This is a genomic window from Rhodococcus sp. KBW08 (assembly GCF_003852455.1).
Lineage (GTDB): Bacteria > Actinomycetota > Actinomycetes > Mycobacteriales > Mycobacteriaceae > Rhodococcus_F > Rhodococcus_F baikonurensis.
Genome location: NZ_QAJJ01000025.1, coordinates 1 through 15,778 on the forward strand (window position 1 = coordinate 1; position 15,778 = coordinate 15,778).

17 protein-coding genes are annotated in these 15,778 nt (G+C 61.3%); 13 read left to right on the forward strand and 4 right to left on the reverse strand.

The genetic code is table 11. The annotated features are described in order from the left end of the window. Positions 1–887 (forward strand): acyl-CoA dehydrogenase family protein (locus DBV08_RS28150; RefSeq protein ID WP_124569589.1); only part of this gene is annotated, 887 nt, incomplete at its 5' end. Between the two features lie 35 nt (positions 888–922). Next, the gene (gene bphC, locus DBV08_RS28155) at positions 923–1,843 is read left to right on the forward strand and encodes a biphenyl-2,3-diol 1,2-dioxygenase (RefSeq protein ID WP_095968411.1); all 921 of its coding nucleotides are present in this window, start codon (positions 923–925) and stop codon (positions 1,841–1,843) included. 58 nt (positions 1,844–1,901) lie between these two features. On the opposite strand, the gene DBV08_RS28160 is transcribed toward bphC, so the two are convergent. The 3 genes from DBV08_RS28160 to DBV08_RS28170 all read right to left on the reverse strand — a co-directional run bounded on the left by DBV08_RS28160 (position 1,902) and on the right by DBV08_RS28170 (position 4,777). Then, positions 1,902–3,215, reverse strand: a complete 1,314-nt coding sequence (locus tag DBV08_RS28160) for a bifunctional o-acetylhomoserine/o-acetylserine sulfhydrylase (RefSeq protein WP_124569590.1) — start codon at positions 3,213–3,215, stop codon at positions 1,902–1,904. Between the two features lie 37 nt (positions 3,216–3,252). Next, entirely contained in the window at positions 3,253–3,768 is a 516-nt protein-coding gene (locus DBV08_RS28165; RefSeq protein WP_007732784.1) for an OsmC family protein, read from the reverse strand. A 241-nt stretch (positions 3,769–4,009) separates the two neighbouring features. Beyond that, on the reverse strand, positions 4,010–4,777 hold the full coding sequence (locus DBV08_RS28170) for an enoyl-CoA hydratase-related protein (protein ID WP_185564958.1): 768 nt from the start codon (positions 4,775–4,777) through the stop codon (positions 4,010–4,012). 116 nt (positions 4,778–4,893) lie between these two features. Here DBV08_RS28170 and DBV08_RS28175 point away from each other — a divergent pair, with 116 nt between their 5' ends. Further along, positions 4,894–5,487 carry a TetR/AcrR family transcriptional regulator gene (locus DBV08_RS28175; RefSeq protein ID WP_003940428.1) on the forward strand — a complete coding sequence of 198 codons (594 nt, stop codon included), beginning with the start codon at positions 4,894–4,896 and terminating at the stop codon, positions 5,485–5,487. Between the two features lie 6 nt (positions 5,488–5,493). Here the strand turns inward: DBV08_RS28175 and DBV08_RS28180 are convergent, their stop codons facing one another. Continuing rightward, positions 5,494–6,096, reverse strand: coding sequence for a TetR/AcrR family transcriptional regulator (locus DBV08_RS28180; RefSeq protein WP_095968842.1), 603 nt, complete (start codon positions 6,094–6,096; stop codon positions 5,494–5,496). Positions 6,097–6,403: 307 nt separating this feature from the next. Between DBV08_RS28180 and DBV08_RS28185 the strand changes: the two genes are divergently transcribed. The 10 genes from DBV08_RS28185 to DBV08_RS33080 all read left to right on the forward strand — a co-directional run bounded on the left by DBV08_RS28185 (position 6,404) and on the right by DBV08_RS33080 (position 15,760). Further along, positions 6,404–7,207: an SDR family NAD(P)-dependent oxidoreductase gene (locus tag DBV08_RS28185; RefSeq protein ID WP_095968414.1), complete on the forward strand. Its 804-nt coding sequence runs from the start codon at positions 6,404–6,406 to the stop codon at positions 7,205–7,207. A gap of 55 nt (positions 7,208–7,262) precedes the next feature. Further along, positions 7,263–8,384 carry a DUF5938 domain-containing protein gene (locus DBV08_RS28190; protein WP_003940189.1) on the forward strand — a complete coding sequence of 374 codons (1,122 nt, stop codon included), beginning with the start codon at positions 7,263–7,265 and terminating at the stop codon, positions 8,382–8,384. A gap of 73 nt (positions 8,385–8,457) precedes the next feature. Further along, positions 8,458–9,978 (forward strand): AMP-binding protein, encoded by a 1,521-nt coding sequence (locus tag DBV08_RS28195; protein ID WP_124569592.1) that lies wholly within the window; start codon positions 8,458–8,460, stop codon positions 9,976–9,978. A gap of 205 nt (positions 9,979–10,183) precedes the next feature. Next, positions 10,184–11,563: an MFS transporter gene (locus DBV08_RS28200; RefSeq protein ID WP_019745369.1), complete on the forward strand. Its 1,380-nt coding sequence runs from the start codon at positions 10,184–10,186 to the stop codon at positions 11,561–11,563. Positions 11,564–11,699: 136 nt separating this feature from the next. Continuing rightward, positions 11,700–12,242 (forward strand): VOC family protein, encoded by a 543-nt coding sequence (locus tag DBV08_RS28205; protein WP_166809077.1) that lies wholly within the window; start codon positions 11,700–11,702, stop codon positions 12,240–12,242. A 2-nt stretch (positions 12,243–12,244) separates the two neighbouring features. Beyond that, positions 12,245–13,009: an SDR family NAD(P)-dependent oxidoreductase gene (locus DBV08_RS28210; RefSeq protein WP_095968418.1), complete on the forward strand. Its 765-nt coding sequence runs from the start codon at positions 12,245–12,247 to the stop codon at positions 13,007–13,009. Then, positions 12,999–13,919 carry a 3-keto-5-aminohexanoate cleavage protein gene (locus DBV08_RS28215; RefSeq protein ID WP_095968419.1) on the forward strand — a complete coding sequence of 307 codons (921 nt, stop codon included), beginning with the start codon at positions 12,999–13,001 and terminating at the stop codon, positions 13,917–13,919. Before DBV08_RS28210 ends, DBV08_RS28215 begins: the two co-directional genes overlap by 11 nt. A 58-nt stretch (positions 13,920–13,977) precedes the next feature. Beyond that, on the forward strand, positions 13,978–14,334 hold the full coding sequence (locus tag DBV08_RS28220; protein WP_007732768.1) for a hypothetical protein: 357 nt from the start codon (positions 13,978–13,980) through the stop codon (positions 14,332–14,334). After that, entirely contained in the window at positions 14,334–14,768 is a 435-nt protein-coding gene (locus DBV08_RS28225; RefSeq protein ID WP_124569593.1) for a hypothetical protein, read from the forward strand. Before DBV08_RS28220 ends, DBV08_RS28225 begins: the two co-directional genes overlap by 1 nt. Continuing rightward, positions 14,765–15,760 (forward strand): dihydroxyacetone kinase subunit DhaK, encoded by a 996-nt coding sequence (locus DBV08_RS33080; protein ID WP_124569594.1) that lies wholly within the window; start codon positions 14,765–14,767, stop codon positions 15,758–15,760. The genes DBV08_RS28225 and DBV08_RS33080 overlap by 4 nt, the downstream gene beginning before the upstream one ends. The last annotated feature ends 18 nt before the right edge of the window (positions 15,761–15,778 follow it).

Genomic DNA, 15,778 nt, shown 5'->3' on the forward strand with positions numbered 1-15,778 from the left:
AGGTGTGGGGAACCGATCCCGATACGTGGATGGCGTCGCCGTATGCGCCGATGGGCGTAGCGAGGCCGGTCGAGGGTGGGTACATCCTCAACGGCCGCTGGTCGTTCTCCTCGGGTACCGATCACTGTGACTGGATCATGATCGGCGCGATGGTCGGTGACGAATCCGGTAAGCCGTTGATGCCGCCGAAGCACCTGCACGTACTGCTGCCGCGCTCCGATTACGACATCGACCAGGACAGCTGGAATGTCGTGGGCCTGCGCGGAACCGGGTCGAAGGACCTGATCGTCAAGGACGCATTCCTGCCCACCTACCGCACGATCGACGCCGGAAAGGTGTACGACGGGACGGCGTGGAAGGAAGCGGGCCGTACGGAGACGCTGTACAAGTTCCCGTTCTCGTGCATTTTCCCGCTGGGAATCACCTCGTCGTTGATCGGTATCGCGGAGGGTGCGTTGGCGTGCAACATGGCTGCGCAGCGTGAGCGGGTGACGGTCAGTGGTGTTCCGATCAAGGAAGATCCGTACGTGCTGTTCGCGATCGGTGAGGCTGCGGCCGAGATCGCTGCTTCTCGGGCTGCGATCTTGGAGACGGTGGATCGTTTCTGGGACATGACGGAGAAGGGGCAGGAAGTTTCGTTCGAGCTGCGTGCGGTCGGTCGGCGTACGCAGACTGCTGCGGCGTGGCGGGCGGTGCGGGCGGTGGACGAGATCTTTGCTCGTTCCGGTGGTGGCGCGTTGCAGTTGAACACGCCGATGCAGCGGTTCTGGCGTGATGCGCATGCCGGTTTGGCGCATGCGATCCACGTACCCGGTTCCATCTTCCACGCGTCGACGCTCTCGCAGCTCGGTGGCGAACCGCAGGGCATCCACCGCTCGATGATCTAGTCCCACAATCACTCTCGAAGCAAGGACGGTTAGGCATGACTGAAATTCGGGGCCTGGGGTATCTCAGGATCCAAACGCAGGACGTGGCTCGCTGGCGCGAGCTCGTGGTCGACGGACTCGGCCTCGCGGTCGGTAGTGGCCCGGAAGCCGACGGCCTCTACTTGCGCCTGGACGAGCGTCGTGCGCGACTGATCGTCCTGCCCGGCGAGACGGACAAGGCCCTCGCAGTGGGCTGGGAAGTGCGAGATCAGTTCGCGCTCCAGCGTGTTCGTGAAGCAGTGGAGAAGGCCGGAGTCGAGGTCGAGGTCCTCTCCGAGGTCGACGCAAGCTACCGCGATGCCGAGCAGGTCATCGCATTCGACGATCCCAACGGCAACCGCGTCGAGGTCTTCTTCGGGCCGGTGCTTGACCACAGCCCGCTGGTCACCCCGCACGGCGGCCGTTTCGTCACCGGCGATCAGGGCCTCGGCCATGTGGTGCTTCCGGTTACGCGTTTCGACGAGGCGTACACCTTCTACACCGAGGTGCTCGGATTCCTCCCGCGCGGTTCCATCCGTCTCGGCGGAATCGATGCGCCGCCGCCGGCTCGCCGCGTTCGCTTCATGGGTGTCAACCAGCGCCACCACAGCCTGGCGCTGTGCCCGGCGCCGCCGGTGGACGAGCCCGGTCTCGTGCACCTGATGATGGAAGCAGAGACTCTCGACGCCGTCGGTCAGGCTCTCGATCGTGTTGCCAAGCTCGGCTTCTCGATCTCCTCGACGTTGGGTCGCCACACGAACGACAAGATGGTGTCGTTCTACGTGCGTGCACCGGGTGGCTGGGATCTCGAGTTCGGTTGCGAAGGCATGCTTGTCGACGAAACCTTCTACACCGCTGAGGAAATCACGGCGGACAGCTACTGGGGCCACGACTGGTCCGACAGTGAACCGCTGGCCGCGTTCACTCCCAAGAGCTAGTTCTGACGCAACGAAAAAGCTCGGTCCCGNNCGGGACCGAGCTTTTTCGTGTGCTCGATCAGGAAGCTGCTGCTGCCAAACCGGTTTCGAGGTCGGCGAGGATGTCGTCGATTCCTTCGATACCGACCGCGAGGCGGACGAGCCCCGGGGTGACGCCCGAAGCGAGTTGCTCCTCGGGGGTGAGCTGCGAGTGCGTCGTCGAGGCGGGGTGGATGACGAGTGAGCGAACGTCGCCGATGTTGGCGACGTGGCTGTGCAGCGTCAGTGCGTTGACGAACTTCTTGCCTGCGTCGACTCCGCCGGCGAGCTCGAACGCGACAATGGCGCCGGTTCCCTTGGGCGCCAGCTGCTTTCCGCGCTCGTGCCAGGGTGAGGATTCCAGTCCGGCGTACGCGACCGACGTGACTTCGGCGCGGCCCTCGAGGAACTTCGCGACCTTCTGGGCGTTGGACACGTGGCGCTCGATGCGCAGGCTCAAGGTCTCGATGCCCTGCGAGATGAGGAAGGCGTTGAACGGTGCGATGGCCGAGCCGAGATCGCGCAGAAGCTGAACGCGCGCCTTGAGGGCGTAGGCGGGTGCACCGAGATCGGCGAAGGTGACGCCGTGGTAGCTGGGGTCCGGGGTGGTGAAGTTGGTGTGGCGTCCCTGGGTCCAGTCGAAGGTGCCACCGTCGACGATGACGCCGGCGATCGCGGTGCCGTGTCCGCCAAGGTATTTGGTGGCGGAGTGGACGACGATGTCAGCGCCGTGCTTCAGCGGCTGAATGAGGTAAGGAGTTGCCACCGTGTTGTCCACGATCAGGGGGATGCCGTGCTCATGGGCGACTGCGCTGATGCCGGGGATGTCGAACACGTCGTTCTTGGGGTTGGAGATGGTCTCGCCGTAGAACGCCTTGGTGTTCGGACGGATTGCCTCACGCCAGTGATCGAGGTTGTCCGGGTCTTCGACGAAGTCGACGGTGATACCCAGCTTGGGCAGCGTGTAGTGGAAGAGGTTGTACGTGCCGCCGTACAGGCGAGGACTGGAGACGATGTGGTCACCGGCTTCGGCGATGTTGAGGATCGCGAAGGTCTCGGCGGCCTGGCCGGACGCAACCAGCAGAGCCGCGACTCCGCCTTCGAGTGCGGCGATCCGCTGCTCGACGGCGTCCTGAGTCGGGTTCATGATGCGGGTGTAGATGTTGCCCGGCTCGGCGAGGCCGAAGAGTGCTGCCGCATGGTCGGTGTTGTCGAAGACGTAGCTGGTGGTCTGGTAGATCGGAAGTGCCCGAGCGTTGGTGGCGCTGTCCGGGCCCTGTCCGGCGTGGACCTGCTTGGTTTCGAACGACCAATCGGCGGTCGGATCGGTGTCGACGGGGGTGTTCTCGCTCATGAATTCATACTCCGTGGTGAAGGTGGGTTGATGCGGGTCAGGCGGTTTCGACGACTGTATGCACTGGGACGGGATTGCGGGTGAGATCGAGTACGGGGCAGTGGGCGTCGACCGTCTCCTGCAGCTCCAGGTAGCGTTCGCGGGTTTCCGGGCCGGTCAGGGTCACGACCACGCGTACCTCGGAGAATCCCGGACGGACGGCGTCGTCGAAGCCGAAGAATCCACGAACGTCGAGGTCACCTTCGGCTCTGGCCGAGATGTCGTCGAGAGCGATACCGAGCTTGTCGGCCCAGACGCGGTAGGTGACGACCTGGCACGACAGAAGCGAAGCAAGGTAGTACTCGACAGGATTGGCTGCGGTGTTCTCGCCGCCGAGGGCCGGCGGCTCGTCGACCTCGACGCTGTACTTACCGAGAGAAATGGTGCTGGCAACGGCGTCGTGCGCCTGGGCGGAAGCCTTGAAGACGACGTGCGCTTTGCTCGCGTCCTTGTCGATGGCGTCGGCGTTGGCTGCTACGACGGAACTCAGGTGTGAGATGGAAGCGGTGGTCATGACAGAAATGTCCCCTGATCTGGGTGTACATACGAGTATCGACGTGAGCGGCGCTCACGTCGTAGGTCCGATCAGTAGATCGGACACCCGGATGTACAGACATGCGCAAAGTCGACATGGCGCCGCCGCGTCAGCAGCGTGCCCGTCTCGTATGCGCCGATTCCCGTCACAGGAGAGACTGTAACCGGTTCATACCCTTTCCGACCAGACGTATAGGAAATCTGTCTCGGATCGTGGTCGCTCATGCGGGCGGCAGTCCGCTCCATCGGGGTGTCCGACGACTGGCAAAGGCGTCGAGCCCTTCGGCGATGTCCGGGGAGCGCAACACTGCATCCTTGGCGTCGTCGGTGACCTCCCATCCGACGGCGTCGGCGTCGGCGTCGGCGTAGAGCGCGTCGATCGCCTTCAGGCTCAAGCTCACAGAGGTGGGGGAGGACTCGCAGATCTCCGCTGCCATCACCAGTGCCTCGTCGAGTGCTTTGCCCTCGGCAGTGACTGCATTGACGACGCCGAGGTCCTTGGCCCGTTCGGGATCCAGTGTGCGGCCGGTGATCAAGAGTTCGCGGGCGACGTTGATCGGAAGCGCGCGAGGCGCCCGAAAGAGTGCACCGGACGTCGCAACCAGGCCGCGTTTGGTTTCGGGAAGGCCGAATTGTGCTGTGGCGGAGGCGACGATCAGATCGCAGGCCAATGCGATTTCGAAACCGCCACCCAGCGCGTATCCCTCGACTGCAGCGATCAGGGGCTTGTTCCGCCGGCGCCGAATGACGCCGTACTCGCCGCCGCGGGGCATGCGAAGATCGGCCCGCTCTCGGATATCGGTTCCGGCGCAAAAGATGCTGGGGGTTCCGGTGATGATGCCGACCCACAGATCGGGGTCGTCGTCGAGAAGGTTCAGCGCGGCTTCGATTCCCTCGGCAGTTTCACGATTGATCGCATTGCGACGTTCTTCGCGTTCGATTCTGACGATGAGAACGCGGTCGTGGCGGTCTGTGGAAACAGTCGACATAATTGGACTGTAGTCCATCAAACGAAGGGGTGGTGCTTCAACTGGCGAGACCGACATTGGACACATTCCGGACTGTGGCGAAGACTGTGTCCTGAGGCGGAGAAAGGCAGGTCGACGTGATTTCCAAACGAGAACAGAACAAGCGCGATACCAACGACAGGTTGCTCTCGGCTGCTCGAATTCTGTTCTCGGCGCAGGGTTTCGCCAGCACGACCGTCGACGACATCGCCGAGCGAGCCGAGGTGTCGCGAGCCACCTTCTTCAATTACTTCCAGGGCAAGGACTCGGTTCTCGAGGCGCTGCACAGTGATCACCTCGATCAGCTTGCGGCACTGGTGGATCAGCTCATGGAATCGCCGATGCCGACCTCTGATCGGATCTCCAGGATTTTTCAGGACTTTGCGCAACAGGCGATCATGCATCCGCGCTATCTGCGCATGGTGACTGCAGAACTGGAGCGCGACTTCGCCTCCTCCGGAGCGGGGGCGGCCCACGATCATCGGTTCCACGTGGAACTCCTGCGGATCGTCACTGCCGGTATCGAAGCCGGCGAAGTGAGATCGGACTACCCGCCGCTGTTTCTCGCGCAGATGATCGGTGGTACCTACGGGGCGTTGGTCCGCTTCTGGCGGCAAGACGCCGATTACGACGTGGTCGGCGAATTCGATCGCGGAGCCAGGTACGTCGCGGAAGGCATCGCTGCCCGCTGAGCCGACTCAGGGTGTGGGCACGACCAGGGGCAGCATCTGCTGGACGCTCTCCGAAAGATAGTTCGCAGCAGTCTGATCACCGGACAGATGGCGGAGCAGACTCTGCTGGAACAGGCCGTCGAAGATCGCGTACATCGCCGGCGAGGTGACCGATGCTTCGACGTCGAGAAGCTCGGCGTAGCGAGACACGATGCGCCAGATCATGTTTTCGAGACTCTCGTCGATCGCGGCCACGTCCGTTCGGAACGACTCCTCGAACATCGACTGCGCGCGCAGGTCGTACCAGAGGCGGTGCATCGTCGGTTCTTCGATCATGGTCTCCGCGAGCAGTGCGCCGAAACCGGCTTTCAGTTCCTCAGGCGTCTGAGCGGTGGCGACGATGCCGTCGTAGCGGGTGACGCAGCGCGCCTTGTAGTGGCGCACGCAGTGGGTGATCAGGTCGACTTTGTCGCTGAAGTAGTAGTGCAGAACGCCGTGTGAGAACTCCGAATTCTGGGCGATTTCGCGCAGGCTCGTGCGCGCGTAGCCCAGTTCGGCCAGCGTTTGCAGTGCCGCCTCGGCCAGTTGATCGCGTCGCTCGGAGAACTTGTCGACCTGGCGACGTGACACCTTGTCGGCGTTGGACCGCTTCTCCGAAGAGGCAGGAACCGCCTTTTTTCCTGCCCCACTTGGCTTCTCGACTGTCGTGGTCACGATGGCACGTCCTGTTCCCTGCGGTTTCCACAGCGGCACGATCGCCGCGTTCGACCCAGTGTAACCCCTGGTCTTTGACGAGCGTGTAACGAAATCTTGACAGTCGTCAAGATTTCTCTTGACACTCGTCCAAAGTTGAATACTCTGTGACTCACACCACTTGGCAGCGTCGCTGTGAACGGTGGCATCGCGAGAGTCGTTTCAGTCATGGAGGCAGTCGAAAATGAGTGTGTTTGATCTCGAGGGACGAAAAGCACTGGTCACAGGTGGTGCCAAGGGGCTCGGAGCCGGTATGGCTGAGGCGTTGGCAAAGGCGGGAGCGTCAGTGATGATCGGCGACGTTCTCGAAGACGAGGGCCGCGCCACCGCGGAGGCTGTCGGTTCCGGCGGAGTGAAGACCGGCTTCGTGAAGCTGGACGTCACCGACGACGCGAACTGGGCAGAGGCGGTTGCTGCCACCGCGGAGACTCTCGGTGGCTTCGACATCCTCGTCAACAACGCCGGCATCGAGATTTCCTCGCTGGTGGTCGACCTCGATCCAGGCGACATTCGGCGCATGTGTGAGGTCAACATCCTCGGAACGGCGCTCGGAACCAAACACGGACTGCGTAGCATGCGTCCGGGCGGAGTAGCCGGCACCGGCGGTTCCGTCATCAATATCTCCTCGGTCGCCGCAACCATTCCCTTTCCCGGCATCAGCGGGTACTCCGCGACAAAGTCCGCGGTCGATCGCTTCACCAGGGTTGCCGCCGCAGAGTCGGGCAAGCTCGGCTACGGAGTCCGCGTCAACTGCATCTACCCGGGCCTCGTAGCCACCGAGATGGGGCTCGGACTCGCGGCGGACATGGAGAAGCTCGGCCTCTGGCCCAGTGCCGAAGCAGCAGTCGGTGACGTCATCGGTCTCACCCCGCTCGGCCGTCTCGGTGAAGTGAACGACATGGCGGACGCCGTGGTGTTCTTGTCTTCCGACGCCGCACGATTCATCACCGGTATCGGCCTCCCGGTCGACGGTGGAATGGGCATGTAACTCGCCCCCGATTCGTAACTATCCCCTTCTCTCGTCTTCGAAAGGTTCCACGAACATGTCCGAAAAGAAGCCAGTCATCGTCTACGGCGTCTCTGGGTACACCGGTCGCCTGGTGTGTGAATACCTGCGCGAGTTCAACATCCCGTTCATCGCTGCCGGCCGAGACGCCGCTCGCATTCAAGAGGTACTCGACAAGATCCCCGGTTTGGACACCGTCGATCACGAGGTCGTCGAGGTCGAGCACACTGTCGAGGCGCTCACCGAATTGTTCACCGGTGCACAGGTTGTCAGCAACATGGTCGGGCCGTTCATCAAGCTTGGCGGCACCGTCGTGGAGGCCGCGTTGAATGCCGGTTGCCACTACATGGACACCACTGGTGAGCAGGACTGGGTACTCGACGTCCAGGAGAAGTTCAGCGACAAGTACCAGGAGAAGGGCCTGCTTCTCTCGCCCGGCATCGCGCAGATGTACACCACCGGTGAGATCGCGGCCAACATCGCACTGGAAACGCCGGGCCTCGATACGCTCGACATTCTGGTGCTGTGGAAGGGATTCCCCACTTACGCCTCCACTCAGACGATCTTCACCATCCTCAAGGCGAACTGGTACTACCTCGAGCAGAACAAGTACGTGCAGTGGGCGCCCGGTCAGACTTTCGACGTCGTCGTTCCCGGCCAGCACGAAACCGCGCTGGCATTGCCGTGGGGCGGAACGTGTCACCCGGTGTGGTTCAAGAACGATCCGCGAGTTTCCAATGTCAAGGCTGCGGGCGGTGTCTTCGACCGCACCGTGATGGAAGGTGTTGTCGCGACACAGAAGATCGTGGAGGAGCAGATCAAGACCCTGCCTGCCGACGAGCAGGAAGCCGCCCTGGCCGAGATCGCCGGTTCGGTGCAGGCTGGGATGCCGCCTCGTGAGAATCCGCGTATCAACACCTCATTGGACTCCGTCTACGCGTCGGGCCCGCTCGGTCGCTCGCACGTCGTGATCCACGGCAACTGCAACTACAAGCAGACGGGCCTACTGCATGCATATGCAGCACATTCGCTGCTTCAGCAGGCGCCCAAGCGGACCGGGCTTGCCTCGGCGTGCCAGGCGTTCGGCCATCGCGAACTGCTCGGCGCGCTACGTAGTTTCGGGCTGGCGCTGGAACCGGAAGTAACCATCAACGCCTAGCTCGTCATCCTCGTCATCATGTTCACGGCTCCCGGCGTGCATCGCGCCGGGAGCCCCGCCCTGGAGGCTCCCCATGCGTTTGACCGACTATCTCGACAAGGGAGCCTCTCTGGGTTCCACCGCACCGTGTTTGACGATGGGGGAGCGCACTCTCTCCTACGGCGAGGTGCAACAGTTCAGCCGACGCTTCGCAGCGTCGCTCGCGGCTTCGGGCATCGGGCCGGGCGAGAAGGTCGCGATTCTGTCCGGCAATGACCCGATCTCGTTCTCCTGCGTGTTCGGTATCAGCAGGGCCGGCGCGGTCTGGTGCCCGATCAACCCTCGTAACGAAGCCGCGGAAAATCGGGATCTGTTGGATCTGTTCGACTGTCGTGCGCTGTTCTTCCAGAAGTCGTACGCGTCGCTGGTCGACCAGATCAAGGACGCGCTTCCCCAGTTGGTGACGCTCGTCTGCGTCGACGGCGAATGGGAATCGGCTCAGTCTCTCGAAAGCTGGCTCGGGGAACAAGAACTCGATGTCGTTGCACCCGACGACGTCACTATGCTGGTCGGCACCGGTGGTACGACGGGTCGGCCGAAGGGCGTGATGCTGACCGGGCACAACATCGAGACGATGACGGCCATCACCTTGATGAGCTATCCGTTCGAGGGACGACCGGTGTATCTGGCGTTGGCGCCGTTGACTCACGCCGCCGGTGTTCTGTGCTTCCCGATCATGGCCCTCGGCGGCGAAGTGGTGATCATGCCGAAGCCCGATCTCGGGTACTTCCTCGCGCACGTTCAGAAGCACAAGGTGACTCACACCTTCCTGCCGCCGACGCTCATCTACATGTTGCTCGAGCACGAGAGTCTTGCGGCCACGGATCTCAGCTCGTTGCAGTGCTTCTGGTACGGCGCGGCACCGATCTCCCCGACCAGGCTCGAGGAGGCGATCGACAAGATCGGCCCCGTCATGGCTCAGCTGTTCGGGCAAAGTGAAGCCCCCATGATGATCTCGACGATGTCACCGAAGGAACACTTCGGCCCGGACGGCACTGTCGCAACGTCGCGACTTTCCTCGGCCGGTCGACCGTCGCCGTTGGTGACCGTGGGGATCATGGACGACAAAGGCGCACTGCTCGACCGCGGGGAGCGTGGTGAGGTGGTGATCCGCAGTTCGTTGGTGATGGCGGGCTATTACAAGAACCCCGACGCGACCGCGGAAGCGTCGGCTCACGGCTGGCATCACACCGGCGACATCGGATACCTGGACGAGGACAATTTCCTGTTCATCGTCGATCGTGCAAAAGACATGATCATCACGGGCGGTTTCAACGTCTACTCGGTCGAGGTGGAGCAGGCGCTCATGGCGTATCCGGGGATCCAGGACTGCGGAGTGATCGGGTTGCCGGACGACAAGTGGGGCGAACGTGTTGTGGCAGTGGTGCAGCCACACCTCGGCGCCGCTATCGACGGCGCCGAGGTGATGGCTTTCGTGAAAGCTCGCATCGGAAGTGTGAAGACTCCGAAGCAAGTCATCGTCTGGGACGATCTACCTCGCTCCAAGGTCGGTAAAGTTCTCAAGAACGAGATCAAGAGTGAGCTGACTGGCTGAATGCCCCCGGAAAGCCTATGTTTCACCGCGCGGAGTGCCTGTCGAAACCGACAGGCACTCCGCCTTCTTGTCACCCCGGCCGGTCGATTGCTCACGAATCGAGTACCGATCATCGGGAATCGTGTCTGTGAAGTTCGAATCGCGACCCGCATCGTCTCTGTGTCAGCCATCACAATGATGTGTTCGAATGAGTACGAGGTGAATCATGCGTCACGAAAGAACAGTCACCGAGCAACTTCCCCTTCCGGCCAGGACCGTCCGGAAGGTCATGCTCCGCTTCATGCCGGTCATCGGATTGGCATACATCGTCCTGTATCTCGACCGATTGAACATCGGCGTTGCAGCATTGACGATGAACAAAGAACTCGGAATATCGGCCTCGATGTTCGGGTTTGCGGCCGGAATCTATTTCTGGAGTTACACGATCTGCGAACCCCCGAGCAACTACATCCTCACAAAGGTCGGTGCGCGGCGCTGGATCACACGAATCATGATCACGTGGGGCGTGGTCACCATCGGAACCGCGTTCGTTCAGGGTGCCAGCGGATTGGTGGCAGCACGATTCCTGTTGGGTATTGCCGAAGCCGGCTTTTCGCCCGGCATGCTGTTCTTCGTCTCGAAGTGGTTCCCGAATCGGGATCGAGGCAAAGCAATGGCGTGGATCGTGACCTTCATCTGTATCTCCGGCCTGGGTACTCCGATCACCACGCACCTGATGGCTATCGACGGCTTTCTCGGGCTTTCCGGATGGCGATGGGTATTCATTCTCACCGGCGTCCCCGCCGTGGTCATGGCGTTTGTGATCTACAAGGTTCTGCGGGACAAGCCTTCCGAGGCGGAGTTCCTCTCCGAGGAAGAACGCGGTTGGCTCACCGATACGCTCGAGTCGGAGGCGCAAGAGCGCGAAGCGGTCGTCGGTAAGCACAGCTTCCTCCAGGGACTCGTGCACCCACGAGTGCTGGTGTTGATCGCCGTGTTCATTTGTTTCACCTTCAGCCTCAACGGTTTCCAGATTTGGATGCCGCAGATTTACGCGCAATTCGGGATGAGCACCAATCAGATCGGATGGGTTGCCGCACTACCTGCACTGATTGCGATCGGACCGATGATCTGGTGGACGCGCCATTCGGACCGCGCCGGAGAGCGCCCCGTGCACTTCGCCATCGCCGCATCGGTCGCAGCACTCGGTTTTGCTATTGCTGCGCTGTTCTTCACCACACCTGTTGTCGCCATCTTCGGATTCTGCATCGCCGGGATCGGTCTCTACAGTTCGATGAGCATCTTCATCACCATGCCTTCGAGCTTCCTTACCGGCGCTGCCTTGGCGGCAGGTTTCGGTGTCATCAACGGAATGGGTAACCTCGGAGGCTATTTCGGTCCACAGGTCACCGGCTGGATCAAGGACGCGACCAACAGTTTCACACCGGCAATCGGGGTGTACTCCGCGGTGCTGGCGACGGCAGCATTGATCGTGCTGCTGCTCAAGGTGATCACCAGAAAGGCCGACAAGGCCAACGCCCAACTGACTCTGGATTACCGGGCGGAGCGCGACGCCGGAACCTTGGTTGCACCTGAGCAGGTTTGAGCCGAGTCTCGGCCCGGAAGATTCCCGATCAACGGGAATTCTTCATTCTTCAGGCGAGCATGCGCAGGACATCATCACTTATCAGGATCACAGTCGTCGACCGTAGTTTCGTCGGCAACGAACAAACGAGGACTTCGTGAGTAGATACTTCGGGCCTTTGCGCCAATTGGGTTTTGTGGTCAACGACATCGACAGCGCGCTGAAGCATTGGATCGACGTTGTCGGCGTAGGCCCCTTCTTCTTCGTGGAGGACCAACCGTTGAACGACTTCGTCTTCCGTGGCAAGTCGAGTGCGCCTCGATTCAGTGTGGCGCTCGCGCACAGCGGAAGCGCGCAGATCGAGCTGATTCAACAACACAACGATGAGCCGTCGGCATTTCGCGAGTTCGCAGATCGCGGGCTCGAAGGACTTCAACATGTTGCCTACTGGACAGCGGATTTCGATCGATATATGGAGGAATCCAAGAACCGAGGGCTCGTCGAATTGCAGAGTGGTAGGTCCGGTAGTGGCGCTCCGGACGAGCGATTCGTGTACTACGAGGACGGCCCGTATCCGGGAACAGTCATCGAAATCTCGGAGGTCAGTGGAAGGAAGGGTGATCTGTTTCGCGCAGTCGAGGCTGCATCGAAGGAGTGGGACGGGTCGAATCCCATTCGCGACATGAGGAAGGTGCTGTAGTCGTGAGTAGGAAGGTAGCGATCGTCACTGGTGGCGCATCGGGGATTGGCCTGGCAACGTGCAAACGATTCGCCGACTTGGGTTGGAATGTCATCTCTGCCGACCTGTCGCATACATCCGGAGACACTGCGCCAGAACCAGATACACGGACAGTCGGCGTTCGAGTGGATGTCACCGATGAGGGGGATATCCGACGGCTTCGCGACGTCGCCGAGAAGCTGTTCGGTCGTGTCGACACGGTTGTGACCTCGGCGGGAACCGCGGACAACGCGCCGATCCGGCACACCACACCCGATCGATTCAGGCGAACCCTCGAGCTGAACCTCGTTTCCACGTTTGCGGTGGTCAGGGAGTTCGTGGATCTGCTCGCCGGAGATGGCGGCGGATCGGTGGTGACAATTGCCTCGGTTTCCGGCCTACGCGGCAGCGTAGACCGCGCTGCGTATTCCGCCTCGAAAGGTGGCGTGGTCGCGTTGACCACACAACTCGCGATCGAGCTCGCCGGCGAGGGGATCCGAGTCAACTGCGTCGCGCCCGGATCGACCCTGACCCCGCTCGCCAGTCGGGCCCAGAGCCCTGAAATGCAGAGCGCCATCTTGCAGTCGATCCCGTTGAGCCGTTACGCGGAGCCGGCTGAGATTGCCGAAGTCGTGACCTTTGTCGCTGGTCCCGGCGCCGGTTTCGTGACGGGTCAGACGTGGACGGTCGACGGAGGTCAGTCGATGACAGCCGGTTGGAATCTTGCGAAGGAGCGACATGACTCTTGACACAACGTCCAATACAACGGAGAAACCGGTGATCATCGGAGTGCACGTCAACGAGAACACCATGCGCGCACCCAACCCCCACATTCCGTGGACGCCCAGCGAAATAGCCGACACCGCCCGCGCTTGTGAGGATGCGGGGGCGTCGTTGATGCATTTTCACGGTCGAGCCGTGGACGGCGGCGTGGATCACTCGGCGGCGACCTACGGAGAGATCGTCGAGCGGGTTCGGGCGGTATCGAATCTGCTGCTTGCGCCGTCGATGGCCAATGTTCCCGGCTACACGATAGATGAGCGGCTGTCGAATCTTGCCCCGAACCAAAGTGATCCGAAACGACGTTCCGACTTCTTGGTCGTCGATATGGGTTGTGCGGCGATGGACTTGATCGATGCGACGACAGGCTTGTTCGCAACCGATTCCAGGGTCTTCGTCAACGACACTCGAACACAGATCGAGTTACTTTCGCGCGCTGGTGAATTGGGAATGACGCCATACCAGACGTCATTCAACGTGAGTTGGACGCGCGCGATCTTCGCCCACGCAAGGGTGCGGAATCCGTCGTCACCATTGGTGATCGCTTTCATTCTCGGTGGTGACGAGTTTCCGGCTGCACATCCGGCGACAGCGGCAGGGCTACGTGCGCAACTGGACCTCCTGCCGGCTGATCTTCCAGTGGAGTGGATCGTCTCGGCCTACCGAGGCAATGTTCTTGCAGCAGCTGAAGAGTCGATCAAGCGCGGGGGCCACGTTGCAATCGGAGCCGGTGACTACCACTACGAAGAACTGGGATATCCCTCCACACCTGATCTGGTCACCGAAGTTGTTTCGATCGCTCGGCGGTACGGGCGTGAACCCGCAAGTCCTGATCAGGCACGTCGAATTCTAGGGGTGGATGGCCATGCGAGTAGTTGAAACCGAAGGTGCCGAACCTACTTTGGTTCATTCCTCTAACGGAAAGAGAGTGTGGATCATGGATTCGATTGCGTTTGCTTCTTCGGCTCAGGCCGGTGATGTGATCGTGACCGGATCACACGGAGGGACGAGTGCTGGAGAGTACGCCGTCGGGTTCGGGGTTCGTGTTGTGGTGTGCAATGACGCCGGCATAGGGAAGAACAAGGCCGGAATCGCAGGCTTGGCTGCGATCGATGCCCAGAAGATCGTCGGCATTGCAGTCGGACACGAGAGTTCGCGTATCGGAGATGGCAACGACGTGTGGGAGTGCGGCATCGTGACGTATGCCAATCCGACTGCGGTCGCAGCGGGTGTGCGTGTGGGCAGCCGCGTTTCCGAAGAAGTGCTGGCACTGATAGAGAGGAGCGTCGACTGATGTTTCGGAACATTGTCGGTGTGGAGAACGGTAGACAGATTGTCGTCATGGACAGTATGTCGCAGATCGAACGGTCGGACCGCGACCGCATCGTCGTTGCGGCATCCAACGGCGGTCAAGAGTCAGGGCGGATGGCGATTGGGACGGGCTGTGCGTTGGCTGTGCTGAACGATGCCGGAATCGGCAAGGATAACGCAGGGATCATCGGAATCGTCCGCATGGGAGATGCGGGACTTGCCGGCGTAGCGGTCAGTCACGACTCTGCCGAAATCAGCAATGGAATGGATATGTGGCACAACGGAACTGTCTCCTACGTCAACGAACCCGCGGCGTCGGCTGGGATACGGGTCGGTGACAATGTTCGCACGTGTGTGAGTGCGTTCGCGGTTTGCTTCCCTGTCGGTCCAATGTCGGCGTCCGAGAGTTCGTCATGATCGGCCATGTGGTCAATCGGCCCGAGGATGTAGTCCGCGAAGCGCTCGAAGGACTTCAGATCCTGCACCCGGAAATGCTCTCCTACCACCGAGATCCGTCGTTTGTGACTCGCGCGGTTGTCGCCCGAGACAAAGTTGTGTTGGTCTCGGGTGGCGGGGCCGGGCATGAGCCGCTACACGCGGAGTTCGTCGGATCCGGCATGTTGGACGCCGCAGTTCCTGGGTCGGTCTTCGCCAGTCCCACAGCCTTTCAGATCCGCGCTGCGGTCAATGCTGTCGAGACCGGACGGGGTGCCCTTCTCATCGTGAAGAACTACACCGGAGACAAACTGAATTTCTCGATCGCGGCCGAGTTACTCGGAACTGAGCGGCAAGTGGAGATCGTGATGGTCGACGACGATCTCGCGACGACGACTGCAGACGAGGGTGGACCTGGACGTCGTGGTACCGCTGCGGTAATTGCCGTGGAGAAGATTTGTGGGGCGGCCGCGGAACGGCACTGGGCGCTTTCCGAGATCGCTGACTTGGGGCGCCGGGTGGTGGCGGCGTCGGCGACGTTGGGTGCAGCTTTCCGCTCGTGCACGGCTCCCGGACAGGATCGTCCGTCCTTCGAACTGGCGCCGGGGGAGATGGAGTTCGGCATCGGAATCCATGGCGAGCGTGGACGTGAGACGCGTCCGACGGTTCCTGCAGCCGAACTCGTGGCGCAGTTGTCGGAGCCGATCCTCGATGCTGTCGGGGTGGAGCGCGGGGACGGTGTGATAGCGATAGTGAATGGGCTAGGGGCAACCCATGGACTCGAATTATCGATTGCCACTGCAGAATTGAAGTCTTTCCTCGGGGATGCCGGTATCGGTTTGGATCGGGTGATTGCAGGTTCTTTCGTCACTGCATTGGATATGCACGGGCTCTCTATCACCCTTCTCCGTTCGACCGAGGAGTTTCTGGATCTCTGGGATGCAACGGTACGCACTCCCGCACTCGCTTGGTAACTCGAATATGCACTACTG

What these genes read in the sequence shown, in the direction of transcription:
- DBV08_RS28225 (WP_124569593.1), top strand. Translation starts at nt 14,334, where the DNA reads ATGTTTCGGAACATTGTCGGTGTGGAGAACGGTAGACAGATTGTCGTC.
- DBV08_RS28190 (WP_003940189.1), top strand. Translation starts at nt 7,263, where the DNA reads ATGTCCGAAAAGAAGCCAGTCATCGTCTACGGCGTCTCTGGGTACACC.
- DBV08_RS28185 (WP_095968414.1), top strand. Translation starts at nt 6,404, where the DNA reads ATGAGTGTGTTTGATCTCGAGGGACGAAAAGCACTGGTCACAGGTGGT.
- DBV08_RS28200 (WP_019745369.1), top strand. Translation starts at nt 10,184, where the DNA reads ATGCGTCACGAAAGAACAGTCACCGAGCAACTTCCCCTTCCGGCCAGG.
- DBV08_RS28160 (WP_124569590.1), bottom strand. Translation starts at nt 3,215, where the DNA reads ATGAGCGAGAACACCCCCGTCGACACCGATCCGACCGCCGATTGGTCG.
- bphC (WP_095968411.1), top strand. Translation starts at nt 923, where the DNA reads ATGACTGAAATTCGGGGCCTGGGGTATCTCAGGATCCAAACGCAGGAC.
- DBV08_RS33080 (WP_124569594.1), top strand. Translation starts at nt 14,765, where the DNA reads ATGATCGGCCATGTGGTCAATCGGCCCGAGGATGTAGTCCGCGAAGCG.
- DBV08_RS28170 (WP_185564958.1), bottom strand. Translation starts at nt 4,777, where the DNA reads ATGTCGACTGTTTCCACAGACCGCCACGACCGCGTTCTCATCGTCAGA.
- DBV08_RS28215 (WP_095968419.1), top strand. Translation starts at nt 12,999, where the DNA reads ATGACTCTTGACACAACGTCCAATACAACGGAGAAACCGGTGATCATC.
- DBV08_RS28195 (WP_124569592.1), top strand. Translation starts at nt 8,458, where the DNA reads ATGCGTTTGACCGACTATCTCGACAAGGGAGCCTCTCTGGGTTCCACC.
- DBV08_RS28220 (WP_007732768.1), top strand. Translation starts at nt 13,978, where the DNA reads ATGGATTCGATTGCGTTTGCTTCTTCGGCTCAGGCCGGTGATGTGATC.
- DBV08_RS28165 (WP_007732784.1), bottom strand. Translation starts at nt 3,768, where the DNA reads ATGACCACCGCTTCCATCTCACACCTGAGTTCCGTCGTAGCAGCCAAC.